Genomic DNA, 24,883 nt, shown 5'->3' with positions numbered 1-24,883 from the left:
TCGTGAACGGGTAAGCCGCGCGCGGGTCCCGGCCGGGGGCCGCGCGCGACGCCGCCCGGGGTGGCGGTCGATAATGCCGTTCAGGGAGCGGGCTTCCTGGGGAGCGCCGGGCTCGCGGCGGACGAGGAGCCCTGGGCGCCGGTCATGGCCCGGATGGCGTAGTTGAGGGCGGCGCGCAGGTTGCGTTGCGTGTTGAGCTGGGTGAGGTCGAGGCCCAGGGCGACCATGGTCTGGGCGACGGTCGGCTTGATGCCGGCGACGATGCCGTCCGCGCCGAGGAGCCGGATCGCGGTGATGAGCTGGACGAGGTGGCTCGCGACCCTTGTGTCGACGACCTCGACGCCGGTGAGGTCGAGGATGGCGAAGCGGGCGCGCTTCTCGACGATCTGCGCGAGCAGGCTGTCCATGACCTCGGCGGTGCGGACGCTGTCGACCGTGCCGACCATGGGGAGCGTGAGCACGCCGTCCCAGACCTCGATGATCGGCGTGGAGAGATCGCGGATCACCTTCTGCTGCGCCGCGATCTGGTCGAGCTGGACGCGCAGCTCCTTCTCGACGAGCCTGGAGTCCGACACGTCGAGCGAGACCCCGAGCACGCCGTCGACGGGACCTGCAGGCTGGCTGCGGAGCGGGGCGAGCCAGGTGTCCCAGTCGGCGCCGTGCGCCTCGCCGCGACCGCGGCGCACCTCGCCGTCGTACCATTGCTGCATGTCGGCGGCGGCTTCCGGGGAGGCCGCATAGATCTCGTACACGCTGCGCCCGAGGTACTGCCCCCGCTTCAACCCGGCCTTCGAGACCGCCTTGCCGTCGTGATAGAGGTAGATCCCGTCGCGGTCGAGCGCCCATATGGTCAGGGGATCCACGTGCTCGGCGATGCCGTCGAGGATGCGCGCCTTGAGCTGGAGCGTGCTGAGCTCCTTCTCGGTCATCGCGGAGGTCATCGCGGACGAGGCGGCCGCGGGCGCGGGGCGTAGCGAGCCGAGGACGGCGCCGCGGTCGGACGACCGGCTGGCGCTGCACGAGAGCGCCCGGTAGGCGCCGCCGCCGTCGCGCAGGCGCACGCTGAACGAGACGGGCTCGTCCCGCTGAAGGAGCGTCGACCAGGCCGCCGAGAGCGCGGCGCGATCGTCCGGGTGCGCGAGATCCGCGAGGAGCGCGCCCCCCTCGGCCCCCGGGCCCAGCGCCTCGCGGAGTCCACCGCTCCCGTGGAGCAGCGCGCCCTCGGGCGAGGCGATGAAGAGCAGATCGGGAGTACGGGCGAAGAGCTCGCCGAGCAACACGCTGGGGGCAGATTCCATTAGACTCACAACTCCTCGGAGAGCAGAGAAGGATAAGTGTAACGTGGGCGGAGCAGGTTGTGGAAGGACTCCCGGGCGGCCGCGATGCGATTGCGCCGGGAAAAACGCACCACTTCGTAGGGGCGCTAGCCTGGCGGGCGCTGCGCCGCAAGACGGTGAGCCGGCTTGCCGCGACATGAGCTACGGCGAGGTGGGGCCATGACGGCGGGGCGCCGCCCGCGTGGACCGGAGCGGGAGAGGTGGTGAGACGTGGGGTGCAGGAGATTCGTGAATCGCGTCACGAAAGGTTCGTGACCACGAGGCCGTGGACCGGGTCGGTCTGGACGAGGGACCGGCATGTCACAAGGACCCTCGGATTGAGCCAGGTGAGCTCGCGCTTGATGGCTTCGCCGAGCGTTGAGGCGATCGCAGGCTCAAGCGGGCGATCTTCTTCCAGCCAGAGCACGACGGGAACCTTCTTGGTGCGGGCGAGGATCCGTCGCACGAAGCCACGCAGCTCACCGCGATCGAGCGGCAAGCGATCGCAGGCCCACACCATGGCCGCGACGGTATCCCGCACCTTGTACGCGACCTCTCGAGCGAGCTCTCCGCTCGAGAGGCGGACCTTGTTCTCAATCCGGTGACCGCGGAAGTCCTTGACTTCGATGAAGTAAGGCTCGTCGAGATACAGACCGAAGAAATCGACCGCCTTGGTTTCTTGAAACCTCTGCAGCCCACCGACATACGCGCCGTGGTCGTCCCACTTCAGGATTTTCCAGTCGCTGTCGAAGGCGAAACGAAGCTTGCCCTCGTCGTGTACGAAGCTCATTCCGCGGCGCCCTCCTCGGGCGCCTCGTCGAAGAGCTTGCGCTCGAAGTCGTAGTGCCGCGAAAACTCATCCAGGATCGGGTTGGTCGGCAGTTCGGCCAACGTATCGCCGGCATCGACGAGCGCAGGGCCGTGCGCCTCCTCGCGGTGGAAAGCAAAGAACCGGATCGGCACGTCGGGCTGCTTTCTGTACTCGGAGAGGAGCGACAGCTTGTGCGAGAGCAGGTAATCGTGCGTCGTGACGAAGATCTGCACGCCGCGCTTGCCCAGCTCGAGGAGGATGTCGACAACCAGCGAGACGAGCTGCGGGTTCAGGTTGGCCTCGGGTTCGTCCCAGAAGAGGATGCCGTTCGTCGTCAACGAGCCGTTCGAGACCATGTGGGCGAGGCATGCGATCTTGCGGAGCCCTTCGGCGACGAGGTGCGCCTCCATGCTGCCGTCCTTGCGCAGGAGATAGAACCGACCGCCCTGGAGCGAGACCTTGCCACCGAGCGCGGTCTCGATCGGCTCGATCAGCACCCTCGCCTCCTCGGATCGGGGGCCGCGCAGCGCCGCCTGGCTGAGGGCGACGCAGGCGTCATAGTATGTCTCATCGAACGAGAGCTTGCGTTCCTGGTATGCCGCGATGAACCCCTCGAACATGGCGAGGACCTCCCGCGTCGGCAGGAAGATGGATGGCGCCTCGGTCTTCCAGGTCGCGGTCTTGACCTCGACCTGCTGTTTGCCCCTCGTGTTCAGCACGACCGCGACGTCGCCCGTCGCTCCTCGGATGGTGATGAACCCCTTGCCCTGCCCCTTGCGGCGGTGGACGAGCCTTCCCATGTACGCGTCGTCCGGTCGGAAGACGTTGGCCAGCTTCTCGTGCAGCCGCAGATCCAGGGGGATGACCGAGCCCTCCTGCTCGAGCGTCTTGAGCGGGGCATAGAGCGCCTTCATGGTGTGGCTCTTCCCCGTCGCGTTGGTGCCCAGGAAGACGTTGATCCCCGGTGAAAAGGCGAGCTCGACGTCCTCGAACGCGCTGAACTGCTTCAAGTGCAGGTGCTGAACCTTCATGGCTCTCCGCGGCTTCTCGTTGACGGTGCAGGACGGCGACGGCGGCAGCGTAGCTCAATGATCGCGAGCGGTCACACAGAGGGGGCGCCCCGGGACAGACCGGGGCGGGTCACGAAGGGAGGTCCTTACGGCGAGGTGGCCCCAGCAGACGCTCGCGCCACCTGTCGAGCGGCGGCGTGGCGCTGGCTACCCACCCATACCGGACGCTCTGGCCGCTGTGAGCCGATACGCTCTTCAGGCTCGGGCTGATGTCTTGACGCAGTTCGTGCACGCGCTCCCTTCTCCGGAATTCGCACCCCGGCTGCAGGTGCCAGACGGCGCCCCCTCCCTGAGCGCGCGGAGCGCGCGATTGGGGAGGGGCGGACCGCGCGCAGGCGCGGAGCGCCGAGCACGGGCCGGGGGTGGGCATCCGCCCTCTCGGAGCCGTCCTCATCAATCAACGCCGCGCCGCATCTGCCTCCACGAAACGGCGCGCGAAACCGAGAGCGGGATCGACCGGAGCGCCGCTGGACGGGGCAACCCGACAGCACCTTCTTACCCTGCTCCCCAGAGCTCCGGATCTCTCGCACGGATTCCACCCCTCCAGCCCCCGCAGGCCCCCTTCCAACCGCAGCTCTCCCCGTGTGATACCCTCGCAGCACGCATGGCCCCCTACCGCTCCTCTCGCGAGGACCGCGCAGCGCGCCCGCCGCCCCCAGGGCCGGTCGCGGACATGGTGCAGCAGTTCGCCGATCCGTACGCCTTCCTCCGCGAGCTCGTGCAGAACGGCATGGACGCCGGCGCGCGGAAGATCGACGTGCGCGTCGAGGCGCTGGCCGGCGCGTGCGCCACCTCGGTCACCGACGACGGGTGCGGCATGAGCCGCGAGGACATCGAGGGGCCGCTGCTCACCCTCTTCAGCTCGTCGAAAGAAGGCGACCTCACGAAGATCGGCAAATACGGCGTCGGCTTCGTCTCCGTGTTCGCCCTCCAGCCGGAGCAGGTCGACGTGGAGACGTGGCGCGACGGGAAGGCCTGGCTCCTCCGGCTGCACAGCGACACGAGCTACGAGCTCGAGGACGCCGGGCCGCGACAGGGCAGCGGCACACGCGTGACCGTGATCCAGCGGCTCGACCGGGAGGCGTTCGTGGAGCACGCGCGCCGCGCGCAGGCCGCGCTCCGCCGCTGGTGCCGCCACGCGGACCGCGAGCTCACCCTCCGCGTCGCAGACCACGAAGGCAGCTCCCGGACGAACACGCTGCGCATCGATACGCCGCTCTCCGTCGCAGCGCCCGTCTCCGTGACCGCCGTCCACGAAGAGACCACCGTCGTGGTCGGCCCCTCCGCCGGAGCTCAGCACCCCGCTCCACCCCAGCACCTCGCTCCACCCCAGCACCCCGCTCCACCCCAGCACCTCGCTCCACCCCAGCACCTCGCTCCACCCCAGGACGGGGACCCCGCACTCGAGCACGGCCAGAGCTTCGCCGGCTTCTACAACCGCGGGCTCACCCTGTTCGAGACCGCGGACGAGCTCTTCAGTGGGCTCTCGGGCGTGCGGTTCAAGGTGATGAGCCCGCACCTCCAGCACACCCTGAGCCGCGACAACGTACGGCGCGACGACGCCTTCTGGGAGGCGATCGCGCGCGTGCGCGAGCTCGTCAAAGGTCCGCTCCGGCGCGAGCTCGCCGCCCGCCTCCCGCACGCCGCAGCCGCCGCAGCCGCAGGCGAGGCCGGGGGCGCCGCCACCTACGCGGCGATGCTGGAAGCGGCGCTGTCGCCGCCGACCACCCTCGATCCGGACGAGATCCCGTTCCCGCTCGCGAGCCCCGTCGCAGGCGACAGGTGCCGCGCCGGCCTCAGGGCGCTCGCGCCGTGGCGCGAGCCGTTGCTCGTCGCCAGGCAGCCCGACGCGCTGACCGCAGCCATGGCGCGCAGCGGGCTGCCCGTCGTGCTGTGCAACCACCCCGCCACCAGGGCGCTGCTGAAGCGGTGCTTCCCGGCCGCGCGCGTCGAGAAGGCGCACGCCGCCTACCTGCTCGTGCGCGAGGTGCCGGAGCGCGCCCGCGCGGCCGACGCCCCGCTCCTCCGGGTGATCGCCGACGCGCTCGCCCGCGCCCGGCACGGGGTCGCCCGGGTGAGCCTCTGCCAGGTCGAGGGCGCCCTCCGAGAGCGGTGCGGGATCCTCCTGCCCGGAAGCGCGGAGCGCAGCGGGCCCGAGCAGAGCTGCCACGCCGCGCGCGAGGTCGTGCGCCGCGCGGCGCGCTTCCCGTCCGGACACACCCTCTACCTCAACATCGAGAGCGATACGGTGGCCCTCGCGCGCAGGCGCGCCGCCGTCGACGCGGTGACCGCAGGCAACCTGCTCGCCCGCGCGCTGCTCGTCGAAGCCAAGGGGCCGCTCGATCCCGAGGACAGCGACCGGCTCCTCGACCTCTCGTCGAGCCCGCCGCCCCTCGCAGGCGCAACGCGCGGCGAGAGCCCGCCGCCCCTCGCGGGCGCAACGCGCGGCGAGAGCCCGCCGCCCCTCGCGGGCGCAACGCGCGGCGAGAGGGCGCCCGCAGGCCGCGAGAGATCGCCCTCGGGACGCGAGAGATCGCCCTCAGGTGGGAAGCGCCCCGCGCCAAGGAGGTCGCCGCGATGAGCCGGGTCGTCGCCCGCGGCGCGATCCGGGTCGATGCCCGCCGCGCCGTCCAGAAGCTCAGGGAGCACCTGCTCGTCGACCTGGACCTCTACCTCCTCGAGCTCGTCCGCGCCGCCGCGGCCGGGGGCGCGACGCAGATCGATCTCCGCTACGACGCCGACGACCTCGTCGTGACCTTCGACGGAGAGCCGCCCGACGGGCCCGCCTTGACGCGCCTCCTCGACCACGTGCTCAACGCCGCGCCCGACGCCGCGTCCCGGCGGCTCCGCCTGCTCGCGCTCGGCGTGAACGCGGCGCTCGGGCTGCGGCCGGCGCGCGTCGATCTGCTCACGACCGGACCTTCCGGCGAGGCCGCAGGCGCGACCTGCACGCGCGTGCGCTTCACGCCCACCCTGCTCGAGGCGCCCCCCGAGGCCCCCGCGTCGGCCGCCGCCCCCGCCTGCGACCAGGTGCCGCGGCCGCCCGGAATGCCCGCGGTCGGCCTGCGCATCGAGGTGCGGCGGAGGCTCGGCTGGTCGGTGCTGCGCCGGGCGATCACGGGCGATAGCCCGCCCGAGCTCGCGCACCTCGCCGCGGCCACCGGCGACTTCCCGATCCCGATCGCGCTCGCCGGCGAGCCGCTGCGCCGCGCCCTCCCGGACAGCGACCTCGCGGTGCTCGTGCGCGTGCCGTTCCACGTGCGCGGCGCGCGCCGCGCCGCGCTGGAGATCGTCGCGCCCCCCGAGCCCGCAGCAGGGCCGAGCAGCTCGGCGTCCCGCTCGCTCTCCCTCTCCACACCCGTCGCCCCGCTCCCCTCCGGGCTGCCCGCCGTCGACTACCTCGAGCACGGCGTGCGGCTCGCCCGCGAGCGCTGGAGCTTCGCGCCACGGTTCCCCTCGGCGCCCTACCAGGGCGTGGAGCTCCCGGTCCGCGTCGTCATCGACGCGGACGAGCTGCCCACCAACGCGTCGCGCTCGGCGCTGCGCGAGGACGCGCCCCTCCGCGCGCGGCTCCGCGACGCGGCGGCCGGCGCGCTGCTCGACGCCATCAAGGCCCTCGCCGCGCTCGTCTGCGACGAGGGCGCGATCCCCGACGGCGCGCTCGTCGTCGACGAGGACCGCGGCCGGCTCGCGGACGCGCTCGGGGCCTTCGCGTGCGTCGCGACCGGAGCGGCGCGGACAGGCGCCGAGCTGCCCGCCGAGGCGCAGGCCGTGCGCGAGCTCCCGCTGCTCCGCGACGGGCACGGACGGCCGATGTCGCTCGCGTCGCTCGACGCGCGCCACGCGCACGACGGGTCGCTCCTCTACCTGTTCCGCGGCGACGCGAAGCTCCCGAAGGCGCTCGCCCCCTGGGCCCACGACGTGGTCTGGAGCCACGGGGGCCTCGTCGAGCGCGCGCTCGCCGGGCTCCCGCTGGCCGACGCCGAGGCCATGATCGAGCAGGCGAAGCTCGGCGCCGAGCGCCGCAGGGCGTTCCTCCAGCACGCGACCAGCGAGCCCGTCGTGCCGCCCTCCCCGGAGCACGCGTTCCGCGACGCCTTCCACGTGGACGAAGGGCCGCTCGCCGGCCTCCGCGGCGAGCTGGCGGTCTTCGCCGACGACCGCGAGCCCCCGCGCGGCGCAGAAGTCCGGGTGTTCGTGGAGGGGCGGCACCTCGAGACCGTGGAGCTCGACCCCGCCGCCGTCCCCTTGCCCGTCGAGATCGCGCTCGCGTGGAAGGGGCGCGTGCGGCCGCGGTTCGCGTACGACGGGGTCGAGCGCGACGCGCGCTTCTGGCGCGCCGTCCGCCACGCGCTGAAGGTGGCGCTCGCCGCGGCCGACCGCGAGGCGAGGCGGCTCTTCGGACCGGGCGAGGCGCAGCGGGACGCGCCTGCGCCCGAGGGCGAGCTCGCGCGCGTGAGGCCCGCGCTGCGCGCCGCGATCGGCGCGGTGTTCTGCGCGCCGCAGCGCCTCGGCGCCGCAGACGGCGGCGCCGGGGACGGCGGCGGCGCGGGGCCGCCCCCGGACGACGGCCTCGCGCCCTCGAGCTTCGAAGGCCTCCTGAATGCGCGGATCTGGCCCACGCTCGCGACGGGACGCTTCATCAGCCTGAACGGCCTCTCCGTGCTCTCCCGGCCGACGCGCGGCCTCTGCACAGCCCCGCCCGAGGCGCTGGGGCGCGCGGCCGACCGGCGGACGGTGCTCGCCGTATCGCAGCGCGAGCTCGACTGGCTCGCCGCGGCGCTCCCGGAGCGCGAGCTCATCCCTTACGCCCAGGGGCTCTTCACCGAGGACGAGCTCGCGGCGCGAGGGCCGGCGCGGCGGCGCGCGCTCGCGGCATCCCTGGAGAAGCTCGCGGCGCTCCCCGCCGGCGCGCCGGTCCTGGATGTCAGCGGCCCTGGCTTCCTCGCGTTCGCCACGCCGAGCGACGCGATGGTGGAGGCGTGGCACCACGCGTCGCGGCCGCTCGCCACCCTGACGGCCGCGCCGCTGCTCGGCCCCGCCGCCGTCGCGATCGACGACGACGCGGCGGCGCCGAACAGCGGCTGGAACGGCCTCCTGTCGCCGCGCCACGACGCCGCCGTCCACCTGGTCGAGCGCGCGCTCTGCGAGGCGCTCGTGGCGGCGCTGGAGGGCGACGCCGCGGCGCGCGCGCGGCTCGGCTTGCGGGGCGATCCGCTGCGCGAGCGCGGCAGGCCCGACGTCCGCGTGAGCGCCTACCTCCTCGACAGCGCGCGGGCGCTCTCGGCGCGCGCGAAGAGCGCGCCCATCGAGGCGTCGCTGGGCGAGCTCGCCGCGCGCATCCGGCGCCTGCCGCTGCTCGGCGTGCTCGACGCGCGCGGCGAGGAGGTCGCGTGCTCGCTCGAGATGCTCGACGCGACACACCCGGCGCCGGCGCCGATCCCGGTGCTCGACGCGGCGCCCGGCTTCGAGACGCTCTCCTGGCACCCCGTCGTCGTCCGCGACCCGCGAGAGCGCGCGGCCCTGGTGCGGTGGGCCGGCGGGCGCGCCCTCCTGGCGCAGAGCGGGGTGCCGGCGCGGCGGCAGCGCGCCGCGCTCGAGCAGGAGCGCCGCGCCGCGCTCGAGCAGGAGCGCCACGCCGCGCTCGAGCAGGAGCGCCGCGCCTCCTCTGGCAGGGCGCAGCAGGAGCAAGGCGCGCGCGGCGGAGCCGCTGGCTCCTCGCGCGCGCCGCTCGCGCTGCCGGGCGCGCCGTCGCACCCGCGGCTGCGCGTGAGCGCCGCCGCGCTCGGCGTGCAGGGGCTCGAAGGCGAGATCGAGATCGTCGAGGGGCCGGGCTCGGACGCGCGCTTCGTCGGCCCCGACGGCGCCGAGCGGCGCGTCGAGGTGGATCTGCCGATCCCGCTGCGCGTCCTCGTGCGCGCCGGCGCGGCGGATCCGCCGAGGGACGCCTCGCGCGCGCTCCTGACGCGCATCGCCAAGGCCGCGGGCCGCCACCTCATCTCGCTCGCGCCGCGCTTCGACGAGCTGCCGCCGTTCGCGCGGGGCCACGCGCGCCGCGCGGTCCTGAGGACGCTGGCCCAGGGCAAGCGCGTCGTCGCGGAGGCGGCGCGCGCGCCGCTCTTCCACGACATCGAGGGGAACCTCTTCTCGCTCGACGACCTGCGGCGCGACCCGCGCGCCGGGTGGCTGTGCACCTCGACGCCGCCGCCCTACCCGAAGCAACGCTACGAGCGGCCGGTCCTCACGCTGAGCGAGCCCGAGCGGCTGCAGCTCGCGACGGCCGTGCTCATCAAGGACATCACCGAGGCGGTCGCGCGCGATCGCGCGGCCGAGGAGCGCCTCGCGGCGCCGCCGCTCGCCGCCGTCGGCCTCGACGCGGCCGCGCGCGCGGCGTGCTTCGCGATCGTGCCCTTCGAGCGGCCGGCGGGAGCGCAGGAGGCCGCGCCGCCCGCGCACGGCGAGATCGGCCTGCTCGTCCCGGAGCACGCCGGGGCGGCGGGCATCGCGGTGCACGTTGGGCGGCGCCCGCTCTGCGCGCTCGACGCCGGCGACGGGTGGCCCCTGTGCGCGGCCATCAACGACGACGCGCTCGAGCCGAACCGCGCCTTCGACGGGCTCAAGGCGCGCGGGGACGCGGCGAGGCTCCGGCAGGCGGTGCGCGACGCCGCCGCGCGGTGGCTGCGCGCCCGGCTCGCGCCGCCCGGCGACGCGCTCGCGACGCGGTGGATCGACGTCGCCACCACCTGGCCCCGGCCGCTGTTCGTGACCGGCGCGCTGTGGCTGCCCGCGCGGTGGCCGCGCGCGCCGCTGGTGCTCGTCGCGGCGCCCTCCGCGGCGATCCTCGGCGAGGGCCGCGGAGGGAGCGACGGGGACGGGTTCACGCCGCGCGCGCTGCTCTGCAGGACGGGCGGGGGGGCCGGCGTGGTCGAGCGTGTGCCGGTCGAGGGGCGGCTCCTCGTCTGGCCGCCGCGCGAGGCGCGCTGGGACGTCGTCGCGGAGCTCGCCATGGAGGCCGCGGCCTCGATGGCGGCCGAGCTCTCGGACGAGGCGGCCGCGGCGCCGTACCTGTGGAACTTGCACCTCCTCGGCCGCCTCTCCGGCGGCAAGCTCGCGGCGCGGACCGCCGCGGGGGAGAGCGTCGGCCCGGCGGCTGTCCGCGCCGAGCTCGCGGCGAGCGGCTGCCTGTGGATCTCCGATCGCCGGGGGAGCGCGGACGGCGATTTCCCGGACGGCACGCCGGCGTTCGTGCTGCTCGACGACGGCTCGCCGCTGGTCGAGGTGCTGCGCCACCGCACCGCCCCCGGCGCGCTGCGCGAGCTCGGCGCCCCTCGGGCGGCGGCGGCGCCTGCGGAGATCGGGCTCGCCTCCGGGGCCGGCCTTCCTACCGCCGGCGCCCGCGGCGCGGAGCCGCGGAAGGCCCCGCGCGGCGTGGAGCGTCCGGCGGCGCCGCGCGGCGCGCAGGCGCCGGTGCCCCCGCGCGGCGCGCAGGCTCCCGCGGCCCCGCGCGCCGCGGAGCCGCCCGCCGCGGAAGCGCCGCCCGACGCGAGCGGCGCGCGAGCCTGGGCCAGCGCGCTGTGGCGCAGCGTGCTCGGCCTGCTCGGCGGCGAGGCGCCGCCGCTCGGCCCCGCGCCCGACGGGCAGGGCGCGGCGCCCGGAGGTCCGCTCGCGGCCGCGCTCCACGAGGCCATCGCCCAGATGAACCTCGAGGGGTCCCCGGTCCGCGCCGTCGTCGAGGGCCGCTCAGGGCGGCCGATCCGCTACGACGCGAGCCGGAGCCACATCGTCATCAACACCGAGCACGAGGCGCTCGCGTGGCTGCGCGCGCGCGGGGCGCCCGATCCGGCGGCCGTCGCGCTGCTGGCGGCGGCCGCCGTCGGCGAGGTGAACCGGGCGCTCCAGTCGGTCACCGACGCGGAGGAGCGCCGGGCGCTCGATCATCTGCTGCGCTCCATCGGGTAGCGCGCGCGCTCGCCTCGCTTCCCGCGTTGCCGGCGCGCCGCCGGGGCGCAAAGCTCTTCCCCGTGGACACCGTCTTCACCGTCGGCCACGGCACCCGCGGCCTCGAAGAGCTCGTCGAGCTGCTCGGCGAGGGGCCGGCCGACACGCTCGTCGACGTCCGGAGGTTCCCGGGATCGAGCCGGTCCCCTCACCTCGCCCGCGCCGCGCTCGCCGAGGCCCTGCCTCCGCTCGGGGTGACCTACGTCTTCCGCGGCGACGCCCTCGGTGGACGGCGGACCGGGCGGGCCGATTCGCCCCACATCGCCTGGGAGAACGCGAGCTTCCGGGCCTACGCCGATCACATGGAGACCGACACGTTCCAGCGCGCGCTTTCCGAGATCGAGGCGGAAGCGCGGGCCGGGCGGCGCATGGCCCTCCTCTGCGCCGAGACGCTCTGGTGGCGGTGCCACCGCCGCCTCATCGCCGACGCCCTCGTCGCGCGCGGCCTCACGGTCGTCCACCTGCTCGGCCCCGGCGCGCAGGCCGCGCACGAGCTGAACCCCGCCGCCCGGCCCGACGGCGCCGGCCACCTGATCTACGACGTCGGCGCGCAGCGCGCGCTGCCGCTCGGCGGGGCCGCTGCGGAGCGCGCGCCCTCGCCGGGAAAGCCCGCGCGCCCGCGCCGCGCGCGGTGATCTCGGACGCCCAGCGAGCCACAGGCGGGCCGCGCCGCGCCGCCAGGTACACCCGCGCTCACCGACCGGGAGCCGGCGGTTCGCCACGAGATCTGGGTCCTGCTCGCCCGCGACGACCCGCCGACACACGCTGGCTGGGAGCCCGCGATCGACCTCCGGTATCGCTGGCCGCTCACCAGCGCCGAGCGGAGGGCAGTACGGTACGTGCCAAAAATCACGAAGTCCGTGTAGCGGTCTAGTCGGGCATCACCTGAAAAATAGACCATCAGTCGTCGCACTGACGTCCTGATGACGGGCGCGACCGTGGGAGCGTCATCCGCTCCCACGGAGGCTTTCCGCGGAGCTCGACATCGAGCGCTCCCCAGCCCGTCCGGTATGGCGGCGCCGAGCCGATTCCGTTACGGTCCCGAAATCACATGAAGGCGCGCCCCGGTGTGGGCAGGGCCTCCTGGCTCGGGAGACAGTAATGAAAGTGCAACGCATCTCGGCGATCCTGCTCACCTCGGTCGCCTTCTCTGCTGGCTTTATCGGTTGCAGCAACGGCGATCCGGATCCGGGCGCAGGAGGAGGCTCGTCGAGCTCGACCTCTTCGAACACGAGCTCGTCCTCGGGAGCCGTGAGCGGCACGGGCGCGGGGCCGGGCACGGCCGAGTACCTCGGCACCCGCTGCACGGCCGACGCCGACTGCGGGCCGGACGGCATCTGCGCCCTGGAGTCGGCCGAGGCGGGCGGTCCTGCGGGCGGGTACTGCACGACGGAGTGCTCCGACGATGGCGACTGTGAAGGCGAGGGCAGCGCCTGCCTCGATGGCATGTGCTACCTGGGCTGCACCTTCGGAGAGCCCGAGATCGATTCGCTCGACGCGGAGCTCGACCCGTTCAAGTGCCACGGCCGCGATGAGCTGCGCTGTGAGGAGGTCGATGCAGGCGTGACGGTCTGCACGCCGAACTGCGGCTCCGATTCGCAGTGCGCCGACTCCGGCCGCAGCTGCGATCCCAGGCAGAACGTGTGCGTCGACGCGCCGCACGAGGGCCTGCCGATGGGCGCCGCGTGCGACATCGACGCCGAAGAGGACCCGTGCGCCGGGTGGTGCGCGGGCTTCCCCGGCGAGGTCGGCGCGTGCACCGAGTTCTGCGGCTTCGGCGGCGATGTGGCCAAGTCCGACTGCGGCGGGTTCACGAACGGTCTCTGCCTCTATCAGTTCGCGGAAATCGTCGGCGCCGGCGACTTCGGCGCCTGCACCAAGGCGTGCAGGGCGCACGACGATTGCCTGTTGCCGAACGCCCGCTGCGAGGACTTCGGTCTCCCGGACAACGGGTTCTGCATCTTCACGGCGGAGGAGTGCGCGGACGACGACGATTGCAAGAATCCGGACAAGTGCGCCGAGACGCCTGATGGCTTCTTCTGCCTCGACCCGGCGTACCCGCTGAGCAACGAGGGCGAGGGTGGCGCGGGTGGCGCAGGTGGCGCGGGCGGAGCTGGCGGCGCGGGTGGCGCTGGCGGAGCCGGCGGCGCGGGTGGCGCTGGCGGCGCGGGTGGCGCTGGCGGCGCGGGTGGCGCTGGCGGCGCGGGTGGCGCTGGCGGAGCCGGCGGCGCGGGTGGCGCAGGTGGAGCCGGCGGCGCCTGACCGCTGAGCCCTGGGACAGGGACTCATCTCCTCTCCAATCTCCAGGAGGTGAGATGAGTCCCTCGCGCTTCACTCCCCTTCTTCGGAGCACCCGAGACGCCGTCGCCGCGCGGCGGTCCTGACGCTGCGTTTCACGGGGCTTCACGCGCCCAGGAAAGGGCGCGCGCCGACGTCGCCACCACCGGTTCGGTCGCGAGCGCGACGCCTATCCGACGGCAGACGGCGCGGTCGCCCGCGGCGACAGGCCGCGGACGAGGGTCGCGAGCGTGCGCAGCACCGGGGTGTCGACCCCGGCCCGGCGCCCGCGCTCGACCACCGCGCCCTGGAGGATATCGACCTCCGTCGCGCGGCCGGCCCGCACGTCCTGCAGCATCGACGGCTCGGTGAGCGGGAACTCGGCGCGCGTCAGGGCGAGCATCGCGTCCGCGGTCGCCTCGGAGATCTCCGCCCCTTCCGCCCGCGCGACGGCGATCACCTCGAGCATCGCCGCCCGGGTGAGGTCCGCCATCCGCTCCACGACCACGCCGGCGCGCTGGCCGGTCAGCGCGCAGATCGCATTGAAGGGGGCGTTCCAGACCATCTTCTCCCAGAGCATGGAGCGGTGATCCGGGCCCCTGCGGACCGGGATGCCCGCGCGCTCGAGCAGCGCGGCGGTCGCCTCGACCCGCGCCTCCTGCCCAGGCCGGTAGGGCGCGAGCCCGGCGCGCGTCGGCGCGAGCGTCTCGATCTCGCCAGGTCCGGCGAGGCCCGCGGACATGTACGCGATCGCGGCGATCACGCGCCGCTCGCCGACGTCGCGCGCGACCACGTCCTCCGAGTCGAGCCCGTTCAGCAGGGGCGCGGCGAGGCCGTCCGAGGCGAGCAGCCCGGGCAGCTTCGCGCTCACGGCGGCGAGCGACGGCGATTTCACGGCGATGAGCGCCAGATCGAACGGCCCGCGCGCCCTGTCGAGCTCGACGACACGGAGCGGCGGAGTGCGCAGCTCGCCGGACGGCGTGCGGACGATGAGCCCGCGGGCCCGCATCACGTCGGCGTGCGCGCCCCGCGCGACGAAGGTGACGTCTTCCCCCGCGAGCGCGAGCCGCGCCCCGAAATAGCCGCCCACCGCGCCCGCGCCGACAACGAGGATCCGCATCGGCGGCGACCATAGCACGCTCGAGCCGGGCCGCGGCGAGCCGACGAGTGGCGACCCGCGAGGATCGCGGATATGCCTACGCCGAGATGCGTAGGCCGGAAGCCCCCGCTGCAGCGCCCGAGAGCGGCCTCATGAGCGCAGGCGAGCCGAGCATGACGATGGAAGCCGAGCAGCTCCAGCGCTTGCTGGACGCCCTGCCGGCGCTCATCTCCTATATCGACAGCGACGAGCGCTACGGCATCGTCAACCGGGCCTACGAGCGCTGGTTCGGCGAAGACAGCGGCGCCATCGTCGGCCGGCCCGTGCGCGAGGTGCTCGGCGACGCCGCCTATGCCACCGTGAGGCCGTACATCGCCGCGGTCCTCGCCGGGAGACCGCAAGACTTCGAGTCGCGGCTCAGCTACCGGAAGGTTGGCCGGCGCCACGTGCGCATCCAGTACATTCCCTACCTCGGCGCGCGCGGCGAGGTGCGTGGCTTCTTCACGCTCGTCGCGGACATCAGCGAGCAGAAGCGCGCCGAGGACGCGCGGCGCTTCCTCGCCGACGTGTCGGCCGCGCTCGACCCGGCGCTCGATCGCGACGCGAGCTTCCGGCGCGTCGCGGCCCTCGCGGTCACCTCGGTCGCGGACCTGTGCGCCGTCCACACGCTCGAACCGGACGGCTCCGTCCACACGCGGGTCGTCGCGCACGCCGATCCGGCCAAGGCAGAGCTCGCCGCCCGGCTGGCTCGGCGCGGCCGCACCCCACCGGAGCCCGGGGCGCCGCCATCGCCGCTCCACGAGGTGCTCCACGGCGGCCACGGCCGGCTCTTCCCCGACATCGCCGGCCACGCGCAGGCCGGCGCGGACCACCTCGCCGTCCTGCGCGAGCTCGGCTGCCGCTCCGCGGTGATCGTGCCCCTCCGCGGCGACGCGTGCGTCCTCGCGGCGCTCACGCTCGCGTCCGCAGAGGCCGATCGCGCCTACGGCGCGGCGGATCTCGCCCTCGCCGAGGAGCTCTCGCAGCGCATGGAGGTGGCCCTGCAGCGCGCGCGCCTCTACGACATGGCCCGCGACGCCGAGTCCGAGGCGCGGCGGCGCTTCCTGGCCGAGCAGGAGGCGCGCCGGGCCGCCGAGCGCGCGGCGCAGCGCATGGCCGGCCTCCAGCGGATCACGGCGGCGCTCGCCGACGCGCTCACCAGCGAGGCCGTCGCGGAGGTCGTCGTCGACCAGGGCGTCGCGGCCGCGGGCGCGTACGCCGGCGCCATCGTCGTGACGGTGGGCGACGGGCTCGAGTGCCTCAAGGAGGTCGGCTACGAGCGCGAGACCGTCGAGCGCTTCCAGCCGATGCCCCGCGCCGCCGCCCTCCCGCTCACCGACGCGCTGCGGACGGGCGAGCCCATCTGGCTGCGCTCACGCGACGAGTGCGCCGCCCGCTACCCGGATGTCGCGAGCACCGCGCTGTCCGCCACGACCGCGTCGCTCTGCTGTCTCCCGCTCCTGGCCCAGGACCGGCCGATCGGCGTGCTCGGGCTGAGCTTCGCGGAGCCGCGCCCGTTCGATCGGGAAGAGCAGGAGTTCCTCGTCGCGGTGTCGCGCCAGTGCGCGCAGGCCATGGAGCGCGCCCGCCTCCACGAGGAGCGCGCCGCCATCGTCGAGCGCGAGCGGCGCGTCGGCCTCGAGAACGCCCGGCTCTACCGGGAGGCCCACGAGGCGGATCAGCGCAAGGACGAGTTCATCGCGATGCTGTCGCACGAGCTCCGCAACCCGCTCGCGCCCATCACCACCGGCCTCGAGCTCCTGCAAATGAGCGCGGGCGAGCGCACGGATCGCGGCGACGAGCAGATCCTGGCGACCCTCGATCGGCAGGTGAAGACGATCGTCCGTCTCGTCGACGATCTCCTCGACGTCTCCAGGATCACGCGGGGCAAGATCGAGCTGACGCGGGAGCGGCTCGACGTCGCCTCAATGGTCGAGGCCGCGGTCGAGTCGGTCCGCCCGCTGCTCGTCCAGCGCAGGCACGAGCTCGTCCTGTCGGTGGACCCGGGCGTCTTCGTCCACGGCGACCGGGTGCGGCTCGAGCAGGTCGTCGTGAACCTCCTCAACAACGCGATCAAGTACACGAACCCGGGAGGCCGCGTGTCGCTCGCCTGCGCCGCGATCGGCGGCGACGCGCAGATCCGGGTGACCGACACCGGCGTCGGCATCTCCGCCGATCTGCTCCCGCGCGTCTTCGAGCCGTTCATGCAGGCCCGGCGCACGCTGGACCGCTCCCAGGGGGGCCTCGGGGTCGGGCTTACGCTGGTAAAGCGGCTCACCGAGCTGCACGGCGGGCGCGTGGAGGCCCTGAGCGCCGGCCCCGGCGAGGGGACGGCCATCAGCGTCTGGCTCCCGCTCGCCGGCGCGCCGGTAGAGCTGCCGGCGCCGCCGGCGCCGCCAGCGCCGCCAGCGCCCAACGCTGGCCGCCCGCGCCCCTCGGCGCGCCCCATGCACATCCTGCTCGTCGACGACAACGTCGACGCCGCCGAGGGCCTCCGGCGCGTCCTCCAGCTCCACGGCCACGCGGTCTCGATGGCGCACGACGGCCCGGCAGCGCTCGAGGCCGCGCGCGCGTCGAAGCCCGATCTCGTCCTGCTGGACATCGGCCTGCCCGGGATGAACGGCTATGAGGTCGTCCGGCGCCTGCGCGCCGAGCCGGAGCTCAGGCGCTCCTACATCGCCGCCCTGTCCGGCTATGGGCAAGACCAGGACCGCCGCCGCTCGCGCGACGCGGGCTTCGACGCGCACCTCACAAAGCCGGTCGCCACGGAGCAGCTCTTGTCCCTCCTCGCCGAGGCCGCCCCACGAGGCTGATCGGCCCGCGCTCCATTTCAGAAGTGCAATGCACCCCGCGCCTCCCGCCAGGCGCGCGACACACCGCCGAAACAGCCTCCTCCAATTTTGAAAGATGCGCCCATTTCCTTTCATCGGCGCTGTCGCGCTCGGCCTCGCGCGGGGCCTTGTTGCGCTCGTCTATGACCGCGAAACACGCAGGAAACACGGGTAATTTCCGGCGCCGAGAGCGCCGACAGGCCGACAATTTATTCCTGCGAAACAGTTGCGAAACAGAGCCCACAGTACACAGTTTTTGGTCCGGGACTGTGGCTGACGCCGCGTTCGGACGGCAGTGCGGCAGTGACGGTGAGAAGGACTCACCGGGTCCAAAGGTGGGTTTCATGAGCAAGAAGAAGGACCTCCTCGTCATCGGCAACGGCATGGTCGGGCACAAGTTCATCGAGAATATGGTTCTCGGTGGCTTCCTCCGCGAGTGGAACATCACGACCTTCTGCGAGGAGCCGCGGCTCGCCTATGACCGGGTGAACCTGTCCGCCTTCTTCAATGGCAAATCGGCCCAGGATCTCTCGATGGTCAAGCCCGGCCTCTACGAGGAGGCGGGCATTCACGTCCATCTCAACGACAAGGCCGTCTCGATCGATCGACGGAAGAAGGCGGTGACGTCGGCGAAGGGGAAGACGGTCTATTACGACAAGCTCATCCTCGCCACCGGCTCGTATCCGTTCGTCCCGCCGATCAAGGGCAGAGACGCGAAGGGCTGCTTCGTCTACCGCACGATCGACGACCTCGAGGCCATGGACGCCCACGCGAAGGTCGCGAAGGTCGGCACGGTCATCGGCGGCGGCCTGCTCGGGCTGGAGGCGGCCAACGCGCTCAAGAACATGGGCCTCGAGGTCAACGTCGTGGAGTTCGCGCCGCGCCTGATGGCCCTCCAGGTCGACGACGCCGGCGGCGCGATCCTCCGGGCGAAGATCGAGGCGCTCGGCGTGAACGTGCACACGAACAAGTCGACGACGGAGATCGTCGCGGAGCACGGCCGCGTCGCGAGGATGGTCTTCGCCGACCAGAGCGAGCTCGCGACGGACATGATCGTCTTCTCGGCCGGCATCCGCCCGAGGGACGAGCTCGCCAGGGCGTGCGAGCTCGCGCTCGGGAGCCGCGGCGGCGTCGCCATCAACGAGCGCTGTCAGACGTCGGATCCGGACATCTACGCGATCGGCGAGTGCGCGAGCTATAACGGCCAGCTCTACGGCCTCGTGGCGCCGGGCTACCACATGGCCAAGGTCGCGGCCGACGCCCTCACCGGCGGGAAGGACACCTTCAGCGGCTTCGACATGAGCACGAAGCTCAAGCTGATGGGCGTGGACGTCGCGAGCTTCGGCGACGCGTTCGCGACCCAGCCGGGCGCGCGCGTGCTCAGCTTCATGAACGCGACGTCGAACGTCTACAAGAAGCTCGTCGTCAGCTCGGACGGCAAGCTCCTCCTCGGCGGCATCCTGGTCGGCGACGCCTCGAACTACGGGCAGCTGCTCCAGCTCGTGCAGAACAAGATCGTCCTCCCGCCCAACCCGGAGGATCTCATCGTCACGGCGCGGGACGGCGCGAAGCCGGCGGGCCTCGGCGTCGACGCGCTGCCCGACACGGCCATGATCTGCTCGTGCCTGAACGTCACGAAGAAGGCCATCTGCTCGGCCATCTGCGACGACAAGCACGTCACGGTCGCCGCCATCAAGGGGCACACAAAGGCCGGCACGGGCTGCGGCTCGTGCACCACGCTGATCACCGACATCCTGAAGAAGGAGCTCAAGAAGGCCGGCGTCGCGGTCAACAACCACATCTGCGAGCACTTCAACCACTCGCGTCAGGATCTCTATCACCTCGTCCGGATCCACCAGATCAAGACCTTCGACGACCTGCTCGCCCGCCACGGCCAGGGCAAGGGCTGCGAGATCTGCAAGCCCGCGGTGGCGTCGATCCTCGCGTCGACGTGGAACGAGCACATCCTCAGCAAGAAGCACCTCCCGCTGCAGGACTCGAACGATCGCTACCTGGCCAACGTCCAGCGGGACGGCACCTACTCGGTGGTCCCGCGCGTGGCGGGCGGCGAGATCACGCCGGATCAGCTCATCGCCCTCGGGCAGGTCGCGAAGAAGTACAGCCTGTACTCGAAGATCACCGGCGGCCAGCGTGTGGACCTGTTCGGCGCGCGGCTCGAGCAGCTGCCCGACATCTGGCGCGAGCTCATCGCCGCCGGCTTCGAGTCGGGGCACGCGTACGGCAAGGCGCTGCGCACCGTGAAGTCGTGCGTTGGCAGCACCTGGTGCCGCTACGGCGTGCAGGACTCGGTGGGCTTCGCGGTCGCGGTCGAGAACCGCTACAAGGGGCTGCGCAGCCCCCACAAGCTGAAGTCCGCGGTGTCCGGCTGCGCGCGCGAGTGCGCCGAGGCGCAGGGCAAGGACTTCGGCATCATCGCGACGGAGAAGGGCTATAACCTCTACCTCTGCGGCAACGGCGGGATGAAGCCGCAGCACGCCCAGCTCTTCGCCTCGGATCTCGACGAGGCGACGCTCATCAAGTACCTCGACCGGTTCCTGATGTTCTACATCCGCACGGCGGACCGGCTCCAGCGCACGTCCGTGTGGTTCAACAACCTCGAGGGCGGCATGGATTACCTCCGCCAGGTCATCATCGAGGACTCGCTCGGGATCTGCGAGGAGCTGGAGAAGGAGATGGCGCACCTCATCGCGACCTACGAGTGCGAGTGGAAGGCCGCCGTCAACGACCCCGACAAGCTCAAGCAGTTCCGCCCGTTCGTGAACGCCGGCGAGCCCGACCGGAGCATCGTCTTCGTCAGCGAGCGCGCGCAGCACCGCCCCGCGGCATGGCAGGAGAAGTCGAACCTCGTCGAGGAGATGATCTGACAGCAGGGCCGAGGGGCCTTGTCTGAGGGAAACGTCATGAGCGAGCTGCACACTTCGGAAGCGCGTCGGAGCGAGACCACGGCGCAGGGCTGGGTCGACGTCTGCGGGGTCGAGGACATCATCCCCAACACGGGGGTCTGCGCGCTCGTCGGGAAGCGCCAGATCGCGGTGGTCCGGGTCGGCGAGGGCGAGGAGATCTACGCCATCAGCAACTTCGACCCGTTCAGCAAGGCGTTCGTCCTGTCCCGCGGCATCGTCGGGGACAAGGGCGGCGTCCCCAAGATCGCGTCGCCGATCTACAAGCAGAACTTCGATCTGCGCACGGGTCAGTGCCTGGACGACCCGGGCGTGCTCATCCCCGTGTATCCGACCCGGATCCGGGACGGGCGGGTCGAGATCCAGGCCGCGGCGGAGCCGCCCGCGGCGGCGAGCTGACGGGATGACCTGGCGAGCCAGCGGAAGGTGCTCCCTCGCGGCGGACGCGCCGCCGTTCGCGCCGTCTTTCTTGGAGTCCTCGGGGCTGGGCTTCCGCGCCGGGTAGACAGGGAATCTCGATGAGCGTTGCAAAGGTCTCGGACACTCATTTTCGCTTGCCCATCGTCAACTCGGCGCCGAAGGTCCACGACACAAACAAGAGCCTGCTGGAGTCGCTCCTGGCCGACCAGCAGAAGCTCACGGCGGTCGAGAAGTTCTCCAAGATGCACGAGGAGCACGCGCTCCCGGCGCAGTCCAAGTACTACCGCGACCTGATCCCGCTCGAGAAGCCGAAGCCCGGGCAGCAGTACGGCTTCGAGGTCGATCTGGACGCCTGCACGGCGTGCAAGGCGTGCGTCACCGCCTGCCACAGCCTGAACGGCCTCGACGACAACGAGGTGTGGCGCTCGGTCGGGCTCCTCCACGGCGGCACGCCCCAGACGCCGGCGCAGCAGAGCGTGACGACGGCGTGCCACCATTGCCTGGACCCGGCGTGCATGTCGGGGTGTCCGGTCAAGGCCTACGAGAAGGATCCTGTCACCGGCATCGTCAAGCACCTCGATGACCAGTGCATCGGCTGTCAGTACTGCATCCTGATGTGCCCCTACGACGCTCCGAAGTTCAACCCGGAGCGGGGGATCGTGCGCAAGTGCGACATGTGCAGCGATCGGCTGGCCAACGACGAGGCCCCGGCGTGCGTGCAGTCGTGCCCGAACGGCGCCATCCGGATCACGATGGTCGACCAGCAGCAGGCGGTGCAAGAGAGCCAGACGAGCGTCTTCTTGCCGGGGGCGGCGACGCCGGAGATCACGATCCCGACGACGAGCTACAAGACGCAGAAGTCGCTCCCGCGCAACATGCTGCCCGCGGACTTCTACCAGGTGAGCCGGGAGCACTCCCACCCTCCGCTCGTCGTGATGCTGGTGCTGACGCAGCTCTCGGTGGGCGCGTTCTGCGTGAGCCTCGCCCTCAACGAGCTCCTCGGCGCGCAGGCGACGCGGGATTTCGGCGGCCACAGCGCCGCGTTCGCGCTCGTCTTCGGGCTCGCCGCGCTGAACGCGAGCCTCCTGCACCTCGGTCGGCCGCAGTTCGCGTTCCGGGCCTTCCTTGGGCTCAAGACGTCGTGGCTCAGCCGGGAGATCCTGGGGTTCTCGCTCTTCGCCGGCGCCGCGACGCTGTACGCCGCGTCCTTCTGGGTGCCTGCCATCCCGGCGCTCGCCCCGGTGGTCTCGGCGCTGCCCCCGGTCGATCTCGTGCAGGCGCCGCTCTCCTATGGGGTCGCGCTGAGCGGGAACCTCGGGGTCTTCTGCTCCGTGATGGTGTACGCCGCGACGCAGCGGGAGCACTGGCGCGGGGCGCTGACGGGCTTCAAATTCGCGACCACGGCGGCGATCCTCGGGAGCTCGACGGTCCTCATGATCGGGCTGCTCCTGAGCGCCGAGCACGCGGCGCTGCTCCTGACCCGGGGCTTCCGCGCGCTGAGCGCGTTCCTGTGCGTGACGACGGCGCTCAAGCTGCTCGTGGAGCTCTCGATGTTCCGGCACCTCCGGAAGCGGAGCCACTCGACGCTCAAGCGGAGCGCGATCCTGATGACGGGGGAGCTGAAGGGCGCGACGGGCTGGCGCTTCGCGTGCGGGACGCTCGGCGGGATCGTCCTGCCGGCGCTCAGCCTCTTCTCGGCGCCGAACAGCGGCGTGAGCTCTGAAGTGCTGATGGCCATGGCGGTCGTGGCGTTCGTGTTCTGCCTCGCGGGAGAGCTGCTCGAGCGGTACCTCTTCTTCGCAGCGGCGCCCGCCTCCAAGATGCCCGGAGGGCTCTCCTGATGACCACCACCGATCCGAAGAAGACGTCTCCGGCGCCCATGACGGACAACCTCCTCTTGCAGCGCAACGGGCCGCTGACGCGCGATCTGCTCCTCACGCCCGGCGAGTTCGGCCTCGGGAGGGTGCCTGCGCGGCTCAAGCCCGACCAGACGACGACGGTCGTTTGCGGCTTCTGCTCGACCGGGTGCGGGCTGAACGTGCACCTCAAGGACGGGGAGGCGATCAACCTCTCGCCGAACACCGACTATCCCGTGAACCTCGGGATGGCGTGCCCGAAAGGCTGGGAGGCGCTCACCCCGCTCCGCGCGAGCGATCGCGCCACCGCGCCGCTCCTGAGGAACGCGCGCGGGAAGCTGGAGCGCGTGGAGTGGGACGTCGCGCTCCGCACGTTCGTCGATCGCTTCAAGGCGATCCAGGAGGCGCACGGCAAGGAGTCGGTCGCCTTCATCAGCACGGGGCAGATCGTCACCGAGGAGATGGCCTTCCTCGGCGCCCTCGCGAAGTTCGGCATGGGCATGCTGCACGGGGACGGCAACACCCGGCAGTGCATGGCGACCGCGGTGGTCGCCTACAAGGAGGCGTTCGGGTTCGACGCGCCGCCCTACACGTACCGCGATTTCGAGGAGTCCGACGTCGTGGTGCTCGTCGGCTCGAACCTCTGCATCGCCCACCCGATCATGTGGGAGCGGCTGTGCAAGAACAAGAACCGCCCCGAGATCCTCGTCGTGGATCCGCGCAAGACCGAGACGGCGATGGCGGCGACGGCGCACTATGCGCTCAAGCCGAAGTCGGATCTGACGCTGTTCTACGGCATCGCCCACATCCTCATCCAGCGCGGGTGGATCGACCAGGCGTACATCGACGCGAACACTGTCGATTACGAGGCGTTCAAGGCGCACGTCGAGGACTTCACGCCGGCGCGGGTCTCGGAGGCGACGGGGCTCAGCGAGGAGCAGCTCAGGTCGTTCGCGGAGAAGATCCACAACGGGAAGCGGGTGTCGTTCTGGTGGACCATGGGCGTCAACCAGAGCCACGAGGGCGTGCGGGTCGCGCAGTCGCTCATCAACCTGGCGCTGATGACGGGGAACATCGGCCGCCCCGGCACCGGCGCGAACTCCGTCACGGGCCAGTGCAACGCGATGGGCTCGCGGATGTTCAGCAACACGACGGGCCTGTTCGCCGGCCACGACTTCACGAAGGAGGAGCACCGGAAGAAGATCGCCGGCATCCTCGGCATCCCGGAGGAGGTCATCCCGACCCGGAACAGCCTGGCCTACGATCAGATCATCGAAGGCATCTTGAAGGGGAAGATCAAGGGCCTCTGGATCATCGCGACGAACCCGGCCCACTCCTGGATCAACCAGGAGGATCTGCACGAGCTCCTCGGACGCCTGGAGTTCCTCGTGGTGCAGGACATGTACGCCACGACGGAGACGGCGGAGCGCGCTCACCTCGTCTTGCCGGCGGCCTCGTGGGCCGAGAAGGAGGGCACGTTCATCAACTCGGAGCGGCGCATCGGCCTCGTCAAGAAGGTCGCGCGGGCCCCGGGCCAGGCGCTGGCGGACTTTCACATCTTCCAGCTCGTCGCCCAGTACTGGGGCTGCGGCGATCTGTTCAAGGAGTGGAAGAGCCCGGAGGCGGTCTTCCAGATCCTGAAGCGGCTGTCGAAGGGGCAGCCGTGCGACATCACGGGCATCGAGGGCTACACGATGCTCGACGAGCGCGGCGGCATCCAGTGGCCTTACCCCGAAGGGGCGTCCTTCGAGACGAACGAGCGGCGGCTGTTCGAGGATGGCCAGTACTACCGCCCGGATCGAAAGGCGAAGTTCGCGTTCCAGGCGCCTCGCCAGCTGCCGGAGCCGACAGACGAGCAGTATCCGTTCACGCTGCTCACGGGGCGAGGGAGCTCCAGCCAGTGGCACACGCAGACGCGGACCAAGAAGTCGGCGGTGCTCCAGCGGCTCTATCCGAAGGAGATCTACGTCGAGCTGAGCCCGGTCGACGCGAAGAGGCTCGGTATCGAGATGAACGAGTGGGTGGTGATCGCCTCTCGCCGCGCGCAGATCAAGGCGCGGGCGTTCGTCACGAACTCGGTGAAGCCGGGGGAGATCTTCGTCCCGATGCACTACGAGACCGCGAACAAGCTGACGTTCCCGGCGTTCGACCAGTACTCCCGGCAGCCGTCGTACAAGGCCTGCGCTGTGAAGGTGCGGCGGGAAGAGGATCGCGGGTAGCCCGCCGCGGCCTCATCGGGGAGCGT

At 72.1% G+C, this 24,883-nt stretch carries 13 protein-coding genes; 9 read left to right on the top strand and 4 right to left on the bottom strand.

Annotated features, from left to right (window positions below; genetic code table 11):
• Nucleotides 1-80 precede the first annotated feature (80 nt).
• The 3 genes from WME90_RS44875 to WME90_RS44865 form a co-directional block, all read right to left on the bottom strand.
• A complete protein-coding gene (locus WME90_RS44875; protein WP_437278245.1) occupies nt 81-1,298 on the bottom strand; it encodes an STAS domain-containing protein in 1,218 nt (405 codons plus the stop codon).
• Nucleotides 1,299-1,575: 277 nt separating this feature from the next.
• Nucleotides 1,576-2,106, bottom strand: a complete 531-nt coding sequence (locus WME90_RS44870; RefSeq protein ID WP_437278244.1) for a hypothetical protein — start codon at nt 2,104-2,106, stop codon at nt 1,576-1,578.
• On the bottom strand, nt 2,103-3,158 hold the full coding sequence (locus tag WME90_RS44865) for an AAA family ATPase (protein ID WP_437278243.1): 1,056 nt from the start codon (nt 3,156-3,158) through the stop codon (nt 2,103-2,105). Before WME90_RS44865 ends, WME90_RS44870 begins: the two co-directional genes overlap by 4 nt.
• Nucleotides 3,159-3,801: 643 nt before the next feature.
• On the opposite strand from WME90_RS44865, the gene WME90_RS44860 reads away from it, so the two are divergent.
• From WME90_RS44860 to WME90_RS44845, 4 genes are all read left to right on the top strand, one after another.
• The gene (locus WME90_RS44860; RefSeq protein WP_437278242.1) at nt 3,802-5,778 is read left to right on the top strand and encodes an ATP-binding protein; all 1,977 of its coding nucleotides are present in this window, start codon (nt 3,802-3,804) and stop codon (nt 5,776-5,778) included.
• Complete coding sequence (locus WME90_RS44855; RefSeq protein ID WP_437278241.1) at nt 5,775-11,156, top strand: hypothetical protein; 5,382 nt, start codon at nt 5,775-5,777, stop codon at nt 11,154-11,156. The genes WME90_RS44860 and WME90_RS44855 overlap by 4 nt, the downstream gene beginning before the upstream one ends.
• A 62-nt stretch (nt 11,157-11,218) precedes the next feature.
• Nucleotides 11,219-11,830, top strand: a complete 612-nt coding sequence (locus tag WME90_RS44850) for a DUF488 domain-containing protein (RefSeq protein ID WP_437278240.1) — start codon at nt 11,219-11,221, stop codon at nt 11,828-11,830.
• A 466-nt stretch (nt 11,831-12,296) separates the two neighbouring features.
• Nucleotides 12,297-13,457, top strand: coding sequence for a hypothetical protein (locus WME90_RS44845; RefSeq protein ID WP_437278239.1), 1,161 nt, complete (start codon nt 12,297-12,299; stop codon nt 13,455-13,457).
• 205 nt (nt 13,458-13,662) lie between these two features.
• Here the strand turns inward: WME90_RS44845 and WME90_RS44840 are convergent, their stop codons facing one another.
• The gene (locus WME90_RS44840) at nt 13,663-14,592 is read right to left on the bottom strand and encodes a ketopantoate reductase family protein (protein WP_437278238.1); all 930 of its coding nucleotides are present in this window, start codon (nt 14,590-14,592) and stop codon (nt 13,663-13,665) included.
• 86 nt (nt 14,593-14,678) lie between these two features.
• Between WME90_RS44840 and WME90_RS44835 the strand changes: the two genes are divergently transcribed.
• From WME90_RS44835 to WME90_RS44815, 5 genes are all read left to right on the top strand, one after another.
• Nucleotides 14,679-17,423 (top strand): ATP-binding protein, encoded by a 2,745-nt coding sequence (locus WME90_RS44835; RefSeq protein WP_437278237.1) that lies wholly within the window; start codon nt 14,679-14,681, stop codon nt 17,421-17,423.
• 362 nt (nt 17,424-17,785) lie between these two features.
• A complete protein-coding gene (nirB, locus tag WME90_RS44830; RefSeq protein ID WP_437278236.1) occupies nt 17,786-20,326 on the top strand; it encodes a nitrite reductase large subunit NirB in 2,541 nt (846 codons plus the stop codon).
• Between the two features lie 36 nt (nt 20,327-20,362).
• Nucleotides 20,363-20,761 carry a nitrite reductase small subunit NirD gene (gene nirD / locus WME90_RS44825; protein WP_437278235.1) on the top strand — a complete coding sequence of 133 codons (399 nt, stop codon included), beginning with the start codon at nt 20,363-20,365 and terminating at the stop codon, nt 20,759-20,761.
• Nucleotides 20,762-20,880: 119 nt separating this feature from the next.
• Nucleotides 20,881-22,623 (top strand): DmsC/YnfH family molybdoenzyme membrane anchor subunit, encoded by a 1,743-nt coding sequence (locus WME90_RS44820; RefSeq protein WP_437278234.1) that lies wholly within the window; start codon nt 20,881-20,883, stop codon nt 22,621-22,623.
• On the top strand, nt 22,623-24,857 hold the full coding sequence (locus WME90_RS44815; RefSeq protein WP_437278233.1) for a molybdopterin oxidoreductase family protein: 2,235 nt from the start codon (nt 22,623-22,625) through the stop codon (nt 24,855-24,857). Before WME90_RS44820 ends, WME90_RS44815 begins: the two co-directional genes overlap by 1 nt.
• Nucleotides 24,858-24,883 lie beyond the last annotated feature (26 nt).

Origin of the sequence: Sorangium sp. So ce375, from assembly GCF_051473855.1 — a bacterium.
Lineage (GTDB): Bacteria > Myxococcota_A > Polyangia > Polyangiales > Polyangiaceae > Sorangium.
Note: the sequence above shows the minus strand (reverse complement) of the source record. Positions and strands in the feature narration are given on the sequence as shown.